This is a genomic window from Mesorhizobium sp. M6A.T.Cr.TU.017.01.1.1, assembly GCF_004023115.1.
GTDB classification, from domain to species: Bacteria; Pseudomonadota; Alphaproteobacteria; order Rhizobiales; family Rhizobiaceae; genus Mesorhizobium; species Mesorhizobium mediterraneum.
This window is the reverse complement of the sequence record NZ_RZTA01000072.1, coordinates 1-10,684: the sequence shown is the minus strand read 5'-3', so window position 1 is coordinate 10,684 and position 10,684 is coordinate 1. Positions and strand designations below refer to the sequence as shown.

The 10,684-nt window shown below is 61.9% G+C and carries 12 protein-coding genes, 1 tRNA gene and 1 pseudogene; 6 read left to right on the top strand and 8 right to left on the bottom strand.

What is annotated here, in order from left to right:
• Positions 1 to 1,025 (bottom strand): trigger factor (gene tig, locus EOB36_RS21540; protein WP_245467856.1); only part of this gene is annotated, 1,025 nt, incomplete at its 3' end.
• 442 nt (positions 1,026 to 1,467) lie between these two features.
• Entirely contained in the window at positions 1,468 to 2,043 is a 576-nt protein-coding gene (locus tag EOB36_RS21535) for a hypothetical protein (RefSeq protein ID WP_128285635.1), read from the bottom strand.
• Between the two features lie 472 nt (positions 2,044 to 2,515).
• On the opposite strand from EOB36_RS21535, the gene EOB36_RS21530 reads away from it, so the two are divergent.
• Positions 2,516 to 2,598: transfer RNA gene (locus tag EOB36_RS21530), tRNA-Leu, on the top strand.
• Between the two features lie 76 nt (positions 2,599 to 2,674).
• Here EOB36_RS21530 and EOB36_RS21525 read toward each other — a convergent pair.
• Genes EOB36_RS21525 through EOB36_RS21515 form a run of 3 tightly spaced genes read right to left on the bottom strand, consistent with a single transcriptional unit; the run spans position 2,675 to position 5,856 of the window.
• Positions 2,675 to 4,123: an aromatic amino acid lyase gene (locus tag EOB36_RS21525; protein WP_128285634.1), complete on the bottom strand. Its 1,449-nt coding sequence runs from the start codon at positions 4,121 to 4,123 to the stop codon at positions 2,675 to 2,677.
• A 36-nt stretch (positions 4,124 to 4,159) separates the two neighbouring features.
• On the bottom strand, positions 4,160 to 4,744 hold the full coding sequence (locus EOB36_RS21520; RefSeq protein WP_128285633.1) for a GDYXXLXY domain-containing protein: 585 nt from the start codon (positions 4,742 to 4,744) through the stop codon (positions 4,160 to 4,162).
• Entirely contained in the window at positions 4,741 to 5,856 is a 1,116-nt protein-coding gene (locus EOB36_RS21515) for a DUF2157 domain-containing protein (protein ID WP_128285632.1), read from the bottom strand. Before EOB36_RS21515 ends, EOB36_RS21520 begins: the two co-directional genes overlap by 4 nt.
• A gap of 237 nt (positions 5,857 to 6,093) precedes the next feature.
• On the opposite strand from EOB36_RS21515, the gene EOB36_RS21510 reads away from it, so the two are divergent.
• Entirely contained in the window at positions 6,094 to 6,234 is a 141-nt protein-coding gene (locus EOB36_RS21510) for a DUF1127 domain-containing protein (RefSeq protein WP_006335194.1), read from the top strand.
• Positions 6,235 to 6,288: 54 nt separating this feature from the next.
• The gene (locus EOB36_RS21505; RefSeq protein WP_095485458.1) at positions 6,289 to 6,429 is read left to right on the top strand and encodes a DUF1127 domain-containing protein; all 141 of its coding nucleotides are present in this window, start codon (positions 6,289 to 6,291) and stop codon (positions 6,427 to 6,429) included.
• 355 nt (positions 6,430 to 6,784) lie between these two features.
• Here EOB36_RS21505 and EOB36_RS21500 read toward each other — a convergent pair whose 3' ends face one another.
• Positions 6,785 to 7,363, bottom strand: a complete 579-nt coding sequence (locus EOB36_RS21500; protein WP_245467855.1) for a hypothetical protein — start codon at positions 7,361 to 7,363, stop codon at positions 6,785 to 6,787.
• Between the two features lie 123 nt (positions 7,364 to 7,486).
• On the opposite strand from EOB36_RS21500, the gene trmFO reads away from it, so the two are divergent.
• The 3 genes and pseudogenes from trmFO to EOB36_RS35290 all read left to right on the top strand — a co-directional run bounded on the left by trmFO (position 7,487) and on the right by EOB36_RS35290 (position 9,554).
• Entirely contained in the window at positions 7,487 to 8,896 is a 1,410-nt protein-coding gene (trmFO, locus tag EOB36_RS21495) for a methylenetetrahydrofolate--tRNA-(uracil(54)-C(5))-methyltransferase (FADH(2)-oxidizing) TrmFO (protein WP_128285631.1), read from the top strand.
• Positions 8,897 to 8,973: 77 nt separating this feature from the next.
• Positions 8,974 to 9,264, top strand: coding sequence for a type II toxin-antitoxin system ParD family antitoxin (locus tag EOB36_RS21490; protein ID WP_128241829.1), 291 nt, complete (start codon positions 8,974 to 8,976; stop codon positions 9,262 to 9,264).
• Positions 9,248 to 9,554, top strand: a pseudogene (locus tag EOB36_RS35290) (type II toxin-antitoxin system RelE/ParE family toxin). Before EOB36_RS21490 ends, EOB36_RS35290 begins: the two are co-directional and overlap by 17 nt.
• A 60-nt stretch (positions 9,555 to 9,614) precedes the next feature.
• Here EOB36_RS35290 and EOB36_RS21480 read toward each other — a convergent pair.
• Positions 9,615 to 10,466 carry a phytoene/squalene synthase family protein gene (locus EOB36_RS21480; protein WP_164897581.1) on the bottom strand — a complete coding sequence of 284 codons (852 nt, stop codon included), beginning with the start codon at positions 10,464 to 10,466 and terminating at the stop codon, positions 9,615 to 9,617.
• A 1-nt stretch (position 10,467) separates the two neighbouring features.
• Positions 10,468 to 10,684 (bottom strand): MTH938/NDUFAF3 family protein (locus tag EOB36_RS21475; RefSeq protein ID WP_245467854.1); only part of this gene is annotated, 217 nt, incomplete at its 5' end.

The window sequence follows — 10,684 nt, the reverse complement described above, 5'->3', positions numbered from 1 at the left end:
TCCGTGGTCTCCTCGTCGGCGAAGGTGCGGCCGGCGGTTTCCAGATCGCGGTTGACCTGGTTCCAGATGTTGTTGAACTCGGCCTCGACGAGCTTCGACGGCGCCTCGAACGAGTAGGCGGCATCGAGCTGGTCGAGCAGCTGGCGCTTGATCTTCTGGCGCGTCATCGAGCCGAACTGGTTCTCGATCTGGGTGCGCACCACTTCACGCAGGCGCTCCAGCGACTCCAGGCCGAGATTCTTGGCCGTTTCGTCGTTGATCTCCAACGCACCTGGCTGTGACACTTCCTTGACGGTGACGTCGAAGGTCGCTTCCTTGCCGGCGAGATGCGCCGCCTGGTAGTTTTCCGGGAACGTGACCGTGACCTGCGTCTCGTCGCCGGCCTTGCTGCCGATGAGCTGATCCTCGAAGCCGGGAATGAATTCCTTGGAGCCGAGCACCAGCGGCTGGTCCGTGCCGGCGCCGCCGCTGAAGGCTTCGCCGTCGATCTTGCCGACATAGTCGATCGTCACGCGGTCGCCTTCGGCGGCCTTGCCGGTCTTCGGCTCGTAGGTGCGCGCCGATTCGGCGACACGCTGGACCTGCTCGTCGATTTCGGTGTCGGGCACGTCGAACACCTGACGCGTCACCTTGATGTCGGAGAAATCCTTGATCTCGATCGGCGGAATGATCTCGTAATTCAGCCGGAACTCGAAGTCGGCGCCGCCGGCCAGGATCTTCTCGGCCTCTTTCTCGTCCTCGGTCATGATCACTTCGGGCTGCATGGCAGCCTTTTCGCCGCGCCCGGTTATGACCGAACGGGTCGAATCGTTGAGGATCTCGTTGACCACTTCGGCCATGAACGACTTGCCATAGACCTTTCGCAAGTGCTGCACCGGCACCTTGCCGGGACGGAAGCCGTTGATGCGGACCTTGTTCCTGGCGTCGGTAAGCCGCGCCATCAGCTTGGCTTCCATGTCACCGGCCGGCACGGTGATCTTGATCTCGCGCTTGAGACCGGAGTTGAGCGTTTCGGTGACCTGCATCATAGAACCTTTGTTTTCACCAATGAGGCCGCCAAACGGCTCCTGCCGTTTACAACCTGCCGGTATGATCTTGCCGAGAATGGCTTTTGGTGCGGGACTTGGCGATCTGTCCGCCCAAAGCGGCTCAAATCCTCCAGAAATACGCTCCAAAATGTGAATAAGTCTTTGTTTTTCCTACTTCTTATCACATTCTGCAGAAGCGGATCGTCGCATCCCGTCACATTCGACACGCCTTTTGTCACAGGCGCGGCTAATTTTCAACCATCTTCGCGCACCGGCGAACGGGCCCTATTTTGACCGCGACATTGACGGAATGATGGCTCAGCGCAGCGATCCTGACGCAGAGAAGCCCGCCACCTTGTGAGTGGCGGGCCGGCCGCGAAGTCAGGAGAGTGTTGTCAAAGCCTCGACGGCCGATGCGACGCTCCCGTTTGCGTAGTACTCAGCGACGCGCGATCAGCATGCAAAGCTGCCGCAGGTCACGGTCATAGGTGCCTTCGCTGCTGAGCACGTCGACACAGCGTTTCTTCATGCGCGTCAGTTGGCTGCTGGACATCTGCGCGACCACGCTCGGCACGTCGGGAGTGCCGGGCGTCCCTGGAGTTCCAGGCGTCCCCGGTGTGCCAGGGGTACCAGGAGGGATTCCGCCTCCAACGCCGACGCCGACACCTACGCCGACACCACTCGTGCCGCCGACATTGGCGTCTACCCCCGCTGTAAAGCCGCCGGTGCCACCGACATTTGCGCCTGCGCCGGCAGTGATACCACCAGTGCCGCCTATGTTTGCGCCTGCGCCAGCCGTGATGCCACCAGTGCCGCCCACCTTGGCGCCGGCACCGGCGGTAATGCCCTTGCTGCCCCCGATCGATGTCCCGGCGCCGGCATTCACCCCGCTGCTACCGCCGATCGAGGCGCCGGCACCGACGTTAATGCCGCCTGCGCTGGAAGGAAAAGACAGGGATAAAATAAGTGCACCACCGGCCAAAGCTGTGGCGAAACTCTTAACGACGTTTGCCATGACACTCTCCTTGGTAGTTACCTCACAGCAGCAGTTTCAGAGCCTGCTACTTTAGTGGTAACGAACTCAGAGAGTGTTTGAGTTGCTAACCCGGAATTTTGTTTGCGATCGTAACTTACGGGTAGCAAAAAATTCCGACTCAATTTGAAAGAATTGTGAACACATTCCCGGGCAGGAAGACTTGACCGCCAACGAGTTCCTTCCCGCCGCCGCCGCCTTCTTGGACGGAAGGTCCGCGCCGTGGCTGCCGATAGCACCACCTGGTGCTCATCTTGGCCGACAGCCTTGCAAAGAATCCTAATATGATCCGTCAGCTCGAGGCGATGCCAAAGCGTGGCGCGGCGTCAAGTCCACGGTTCACCGGCCAGGCGATTGGCATGGACGCTAACGCGAGGCCGAAGACCTCGAAAATCTAAGTCTTGAACTTGTGATAGGGCTTGTGACATAGACGTGTCACGGTGACACAAATCCAGCGGGTATGGCGGAATTGGTAGACGCACCAGATTTAGGTTCTGGCGTGAAAACGTGGGGGTTCGAGTCCCTCTACCCGCACCACTGCTCCTAACAGTGCATTAGGTTCCAGTGCCGAAAGGCGTGGGTTCGAGCTCCATCATCCGCACCAGTTTGGTGTCTACTCCTCAAAGACCTGTCGCGTGAACCATTCGGTCAAATTCGCAAGCTCGGGTCCCAGCACGCGATCCTCGCCGACTGGCGGCACGATGCTCCTGATATCCGCGACGAACGACTGAAGCGCCGGAGGCGCCACGCGCTCGGTGACATGCAGTGCCTGCGAGGCGATCACAGCCAGCATCGCCATCGCGGCGTCGAGGCAGCGGCCGGCGCGTGCTTCCTTCGTCCATGCGAGGAAGACCGTCGTCGCGACATCGTCCTGGCCGGCGCCGGCCGATTCCGTCCCCGGGATGAAGGTGCGCTGGGCCGAAAGTTTCGCCTGCTCCAGATAGCCCGTGATCGCCATCGGCACATAGCCGACATTGCCGTGACCGTCGCTGTCGCTCCAGTCCCGCCCCGTCAGAAGCAGATCGGGTAGGAGCGACACCTTGCCGTTCAGAAGCTTCGAGGCGTGGCGGTCGCACAACAGGCAGATATCGGCCCATATCGCCGCCAGATCATCCAGGGCGGGTGTTGCCATGGCATTGTGATAACCGCCCGTGCTGATGCAACGCCCGAGCGGATGCCCGTCGTCAGGCGGGATGTAGACAGGGTTGTCCGAGATCGAAGCGAGTGACACGGTGGCCGCACGCTCTGCTGATGCCAGCGCGCGATGCGCGTGTCCGAGGATGCGAGGGACGATGCGGTAGCTGACCGGCGCCTGATAATTACGGCGCCCGGTGCCGGCGCCGGCAAGAAACTCCCTCAATCCCCGCAGGGCCGCTGCTTCATGTTCATCGCCCCAAAGCGCATCGAGCGCCGGGTCGTAATGTTCGAGCGGCGCGCGAAACGCTTCGATCGAAAGCGCAAAGACTTTTTCGGCAAGGCGAATACGGCGGCGAGCCGCCAAGGCCGCATCGGCCACAAGTGCGGCAGCGCAAGGCGAGCCGTTGATCAGGGAGCCCCGTTCCTTGACCTCCAGGTCGAAGCGCGTCGAAAGCTCAGCAAACAGCGGATAGAGCGCGAGGATTTCACCGGCGCCGCCCTGGCCGGAGGATGGCACCATGGGCATCGGTCCGCCGTCCAGCATCGCGGCGACGGCGAGCGCCATGCGTGGTGTGGTCGCGGCGTTTCCTTCGAGGAAATTCGCCAGCCGGGCGAGCACGATCGCCCTCACCACGCGGCCCGGCAAAGGCTCGCCGAACGAAGTGGCGGCTGCAAAGGCCTTGATGCGCGCATGGCGATCCCGCTCGCCAAGTTCGAGCCGCCGGCTCGCCAGTTCTCCCATGGCGGTGGTCACGCCATAGATGACCGGTACAGGGTCGGTTTCAATGAGACGCAGGAACGATGCGCGACACTCTGCGATGCGCTGCAAGGCCTTGCCGCTGATTTGCACCGTGTCTTTCTTCCAGGCGACGCGGAAAACCGAGTCGAGATTTATGTCTTCTCGTGTCGTCAGGATAATTGTCATGTTTGATGCTGTCCGAGCCGGCCACGCTTTTCAATTCTAATAAAGCGGTTCCTCGAACAGCGTCTTGTCGCCGTCCATCAGCGCCTTGATCTGCGCCGTGCCATTGGCTGCGATTGCAACACGGACGCCGAATGGCCGCACCCGCATGTCGTTCTGGATCGCCATCCCCTCGCCTTCGGGCAGATAGAAGCGCTGGATGCCATAGTCCGGCGCGATCGCCGTTGCTTCCGGGCTGAGATCCCAGCCTGCGGATACGTGTCCGACGATGTCGGCTTCGTCCGATGCTGCTGGCGCAGGTGCCTGGCCGAACCAGGCCGAGGTCGCACCCCAATAGCCGTCGGCGCCCTGCTTCAGCCTGACCACGATCGACGTGTCGTCACTCGTCAGCTTGCCGGCCGGAATGTTGCCGATCAGTTGCGTCGGTATGCGCGAAATATCGTAGCTGAGGAAAATGTAGTCGCCTCGCAGGAGATCGCGCGGATCGACCGGTTCCACCCTCAGCAGCACTTGCCTGCCGTCGCGCAGGATCGCTGCCCGGCCGGCGATGATCCAGCTCAGGAAACCGATCTGGACGAGCGCCAGCACCACCGCCGAAATGATCAGTTTTTTACCGATCATCATGCCGCCGCTCCTTCCATGCTGGGGGACCTCATGCGCTTTTCGATGCGGATGATGACAAGGGCAAGGATGCCGAGAAGCACTGCTGCCGCAAGAAAGAAGCCTGCCGTGTCGAGCATGGACTGCAACATCACCATATAAATGATGGCGAGTTCGAAGGCGAAGCCGGCATAGGCAACCCAGCGCAAGCCCCTGCTCTCGCGGCCGCCCAGCACGATTGCTGCTACAATGCCGGCGAGCGCAATGGCCGAGGCAATGCCGAAGCCGCTTTTGTTGTTATCGTCGGCCAGCTCGAACTGAATCATCGCCAGGCCGGTGAGAAATCCAATCAGCGCGTGCAGGGGCAGCCGGCCGCTAAGTTGCACGATCCTGTCGACGGACCCCGCGGCGAAGATCGCAGCCGCGAAAAGCAGCGCCGACACGACGACGAGCGGGACAGCGACCAGCAGCGTTTCGTATTCCATTACCATCAGCACGAGATAGAAGATGACCGACAGGATGATCAGGTGCCGCGCCGCCTGGCTGCGCGTCCAAAACGAAATGGCGAACAGCACGATCGCCATGACGACGAAGAGGTGCGGAAATTCCGTGCGCCCGAAATAGTCGAACCCTCTCAGGAACAGCCAGGCATCGGCGATGCCGACAGCAGCAACGGTCAGCGGGTTCGAGCGCAGCGCAACCGCCGCCAAGGCCGTGCCTGCGCCCCAGGTGATCAAGGCCGACGCCTCGTCGCCAGACAAATGATACATCTGACCGATCAGCGCGATCGATCCGCCGAATGCCGTCGCGGCGACGATCCAAAGCGCCTCGCCGATCGCAGCGTGGTCGCGTGTCTTCAGCACCGCGCCGCCGACATAGCCGGCGATGATGATCGCGAAGAGCGCCGCCACCCGCGCCAGCCGCGGGATGACTTCCCAATTGGCAGCGACGAAGATCAGGACGGCCGCGCCAAACAGCAGCGCCGCCATCATCGCCAGGATCGAACCGAAGCTCAGCGATCTCCGTTGATTGGCTTCGACGTCGCGCGTCAGCGCGTCGGCTGTCGGGGCATCGATCAGGCTGGCCTGCAGCCATCGTGCGATATCGGCCCTGACGCGTGACGAATAGCTCGCCATACCTTTCTCCCCCAGCTTGGTCTTTTTTTCAGCCGACCCGGCCAAATCGTTGACGCCACGACATTTTCCGATTCCGGCTTATCTATGTCGAACACGTGAGCGCCGCGTGATGGTGCATTGCACAATTTGCATTGCTGCCATGCACCAATAGCGCTTTTAAATCGATATGACCCCACCTATCTTCAGGGCGTACACAAAGACGGAATGATCCGAAAGAAAGACGAAACGAGAAATACCATGAACCTGATCCGCAACTACCGCAACTGGCGCCGCTACCGGGACACCGTTTCCGAGCTGAGCCGCCTGAGCAACCGCGAACTGACCGACCTCGGCATCAGCCGCAGCGACATCCACTACGTCGCTCGCAAGGCGGTCTAATCCTCTTCGGACCGCAAATGGTCCGAACCAGTTTGACTTGAAAAGAGAACGACAATGAACCTGATCCGCAACTATCGTAACTGGCGCGTTTATCGCTCGACGGTTACCGAGCTGGGTCGCCTTTCGAACCGCCAGCTGCATGATCTCGGCATCGTCCGCGACGAGATCAAGATCATCGCCCGCAAGGCGATCTAATCAAGGAATTTCGCCAGGGTCGACCTCCTCCCCGACCCTGACGAATACGGTCAGCCTTCACCTCCTCCCGAGGGTTGACCACAAAAACGGCGCCCGCCGCACCTCCTCCCGCGGCGGGCGCTGTTTCCCCGGGCGAAACGAGTTTCGTCCCAAGGGTTTCGCCCCCTTTCATCAGGCGAAAGGAATTTCGTCAAAGCCGACCTCCTCCCCGGCGATGACGAATACGGTCGATCTTCCCCTCTTCCCGAGGATCGGCCAGCAAAACGACACCCGCCGGACCTCCTCCCCCGGCGGGTGTTGTTGTTTTCAGGGTCGATTCACTCTGGGAGCCGTTTTGGCGGGACGTCCCCTGTCGTCAGTCCAGCGCACCGCTTTCCAGCACGCCCCGTTTCTTCCACTGGCTCAGCGGAAAAATGTCCGGCGCGCCGCCCATCGCCGCATACCAGGAATCCACCACCCATTCGGTGCCTCCGCGGTCGCTGATCACCGCCGTCCAATGGGGATAGCGCCCGTCGACAAACAGGCCTCGCGAGGCATTGTCCTCGACCTTGTGAAACCTGAGCAATTTTCGCTCGGCAAGGTAGACCAGCAGCGCATGCGTATTGGTCGATTCGTCGACACAATCCATCTGGCCCCTGATGCGCGATGCACCGAATTCCGACTGCGGCAGATCGCGAACGCCGGTAGCCCGGAGAATGCGCTGCTCGAAATAGCGGACAGCTTTCTTGACAGCGGAACGCTCGGCTTGGGGCGAACCCGCGCCCGCACGCAGGATGGAGCGGAAACGCGCGCCGTCACCGGGGCCAAGCGCCAGCATCGTGCGATAGTTGCAACTATAGCCATGGCATATGGGGATCCGCTTGGAAGCCGTCGCGGCCAGTTCGCCGGCGGCCGCTGATCCGCCCGTGGCGATGACGGCTATCAGAAAGATCACTTTGGCAAAGATCCCGAGACTCCCGTCCATTCTCCGACAGTAGACGATTGCAGCACTTGGCGCCAACAGCGCGGCTAACTCGGGCAATTGCAATCGCAGCTACAAGCGACTATTTCGGCGCTCATGAACAAGAATCCCATTCACGTCATCGGCGGCGGTCTCGCCGGCTCCGAAGCCGCTTGGCAGGCGGCCGAAGCCGGCGTTCCCGTTGTCTTGCATGAAATGCGCCCCGTCCGCGGCACCGATGCGCACAAGACGGATGGGCTGGCCGAGCTGGTCTGTTCCAATTCCTTCCGTTCCGACGATGCGCAAACCAACGCCGTCGGCCTGCTGCATGCCGAAATGCGGCTGGCCGGATCGCTGATCATGAGCGCCGGCGATGCCCACCAGGTGCCGGCCGGTGGCGCGCTTGCCGTCGACCGCGACGGATTTTCCGAAGCGGTGACCAACAAGCTCGAAGCGCACCCGCTCATCACCATCCAGCGCGAGGAAGTGCCCGGTCTGCCGCCTGCGGACTGGGACCAGGCGATCATCGCCACCGGCCCGCTGACCGCACCTGGGCTCGCCCAATCGATCGCGGAAGTGACCGGCGCGGATGCGCTCGCCTTCTTCGATGCCATCGCGCCGATCGTCCATTTCGACACGATCGACATGGACATTTGCTGGTTCCAGTCACGCTACGACAAGGTCGGACCCGGCGGCACCGGCAAGGATTACATCAACTGCCCGATGGACAAGGAGCAATATCTCGCCTTCGTAGGGGCGCTTCTGGAGGGCCAAAAGACCGAATTCAAGCAATGGGAAGGCACGCCCTATTTCGACGGCTGCCTGCCGATCGAGATCATGGCCGAGCGCGGCGTCGAGACGCTGCGCCATGGGCCGATGAAGCCGATGGGGCTGACCAATGCGCACAATCCGTCGGTGAAGGCCTATGCCGTCGTGCAGCTTCGCCAGGACAATGCGCTGGGCACGCTCTACAACATGGTCGGCTTCCAGACCAAGCTGAAGCACGCCGAGCAGGTGCGCGTGTTCCGCACCATCCCGGGCCTCGAAGACGCCGAATTCGCCCGCCTCGGCGGCCTGCACCGCAACACCTATATCAATTCGCCGACGCTGCTTGACCATTCGCTGCAGCTGAAGTCGCGACCCGGCCTGCGCTTCGCCGGCCAGATCACCGGTTGCGAAGGCTATGTCGAAAGTGCGGCCATCGGCCTGCTTGCCGGTCGCTTTGCCGCAGCCGAACGGTTGGGCCACGCACCGGCGCTGCCACCGTTGACCACAGCCTTTGGCGCGCTGCTCAACCACATCACCGGCGGTCATATCGTTTCCGACGACGAGCCGGGAAAGCGCTCCTTCCAGCCGATGAATGTCAATTTCGGCCTGTTCCCACCGGTGGAAGCACCGAAGTCAGAGGGAAAGCGCCTGCGCGGCAAGGACAAGACCGTCGCCAAGCGGCGTGCGGTGACATCGCGCGCGCTGGCCGACTGCCGCGAATGGCTGGGGCTGCCAGCGCGGGCGGAAGCGGCGGAATAGTCCGCCTGTCTGTTCTTGTCGATCGGGCGCCAGGAGAGTAGGATACTATCCTACTCTCCATCATAGGGAGCAATTCCATGGAGCCCGCCGAGAAGCTGTCAGTCACCATCACGCCTGCCATGGCGCGCATGATCCGTGAAAAAGTCGAGGACGGCTCCTTCGGATCGGCAAGCGAAGTCATCCGCGCAGCACTTCGCGCCTTCCAGCGCGAGGAGGAAGAGCATGCCGAGCGCATGGCCTCGATCAGGGCGCGCGTGATGGCATCGATCGAGGATACAAGGCCGGGCTATTCGGGAGAAGAGGTTCGCGCTCACCTTCGGGGATTCGTCGCCCGACATTCGAGCCGTGCTGATGATTCAGCGGCTTGAAGTCGAGTATCGAGAAACTGCCAGGAATGATCTGCCGACATTTTCAGGAACATCGTAGAGGCCGGCGGAAGTCCGGATGTCGCGCTGAAGTTCGTCTTGCGCATCGAAGACCGCTGCCAGAGCATCGGCAATGCGCCTCGCGGTGGCCGATCGCGTGACGACCGTTCGAGCACTCCGCGATCATTGCTTACGTTGTCAGCGACGATCTCGTTCGCATCGTCAACATCTTCTATGGTGGTCGCGACTACGAGATGCTGATGCGCGATGCCGGATCGAGCGATCCATCGTGACAGACCTCAACGGCTGCGGTGGTAGTTCCGGCTTTCTGGATTCCTCATACTTGGCAGCCTTCAGGCGTCCGGCCAGCCTCGCGTCGCGCAGCGCAACAGCAGCCAATGCCGGCGCCAGGCCGAAAGCCGTGTCGCGCCGCTCAGAGGCGAATGACGAGAACTTTCCATCTTGCTGAGATAGGCGCGCGAGAGAGCCAGCGGCAGAAATGCCGGGCGCAGCGAAACCGGCAAAGCCGACGCGCCGCCTTCGAATGCCGCAAGATGTTCCCGCGCCAGCGCGATCATCGCCGCCACAGCGCGTTCCGCCCCCAGCCCACCATCGCCCGCAACGAACTCCTCGGGCGACGACCCTGCCGCGGCCAGAATGTCGGCCGGGACAAAGCATTGCCCGCGCTTGCGGTGCTGCGGCAGCAGCAGCAACAGGCCGGTCATCGCCTGTGCGCAGCCTGCCCTGCCCGCAAGTTCGGAAAACCGCGGCGCTTCGACGGGATCGAGCACCATCGCCGCAAGCTGGATGAGCGCCGCTGCGGTCTCGCCGCAATAGCCTTCCAGATCGATGCGAGACGGCATAGGGTCGTCATAGAGATCGAAGATGCGGGCTTCGAGCATATTATCGAAGGCAAGTTTCGGCAGACGGTGGGCGGAAATCGTCGCCTTCAACGCATCCGCGACGGGATGGCCGACGCCTGCCCCGTCGTCCTCGGCTGCGATGACATCGCGCCACCATTGCAGCCGCACCTCGCCCGGCAGCGCCTCGCGGATACGGTCGCGGATGCCAGATATCTCGGCATTGAAGGCATAGAGCGAAAACAGCGCGTCACGCTTGTCCTCAGGCGCATAGAGCGCGGAAACATAGCGGTCATGGTCGGCGGCTCGCACCGTTTCCATGACGATTTTGGCGTTTTCGCTCACGTCACTCGACGGCGATCAGTGCGGCGGCCACCGCACGGTTTTCCGCCAGAAGAACATTGTAGGTCCGCACGGCAGCGCCGGTCGACATCGGATCGGCCGTAATGCCCGCCGTCTTCAGCGCGGCACGCAGCGCTGCCGGCAACGGCTTGAGATCCTTGCCGGCGCCGACCAGCAGGATCTCGACCTTGTCAGCCTCGTTGAGCAGCTTGGCGAAATCC

Bases quoted from the DNA above. Each gene is read 5' to 3' on its own strand.
- EOB36_RS21535 (WP_128285635.1), bottom strand. From the start codon at position 2,043: ATGGCAAACGTCGTTAAGAGTTTCGCCACAGCTTTGGCCGGTGGTGCA.
- EOB36_RS21525 (WP_128285634.1), bottom strand. From the start codon at position 4,123: ATGACAATTATCCTGACGACACGAGAAGACATAAATCTCGACTCGGTT.
- EOB36_RS21520 (WP_128285633.1), bottom strand. From the start codon at position 4,744: ATGATGATCGGTAAAAAACTGATCATTTCGGCGGTGGTGCTGGCGCTC.
- EOB36_RS21515 (WP_128285632.1), bottom strand. From the start codon at position 5,856: ATGGCGAGCTATTCGTCACGCGTCAGGGCCGATATCGCACGATGGCTG.
- EOB36_RS21510 (WP_006335194.1), top strand. From the start codon at position 6,094: ATGAACCTGATCCGCAACTACCGCAACTGGCGCCGCTACCGGGACACC.
- EOB36_RS21505 (WP_095485458.1), top strand. From the start codon at position 6,289: ATGAACCTGATCCGCAACTATCGTAACTGGCGCGTTTATCGCTCGACG.
- trmFO (WP_128285631.1), top strand. From the start codon at position 7,487: ATGAACAAGAATCCCATTCACGTCATCGGCGGCGGTCTCGCCGGCTCC.
- EOB36_RS21490 (WP_128241829.1), top strand. From the start codon at position 8,974: ATGGAGCCCGCCGAGAAGCTGTCAGTCACCATCACGCCTGCCATGGCG.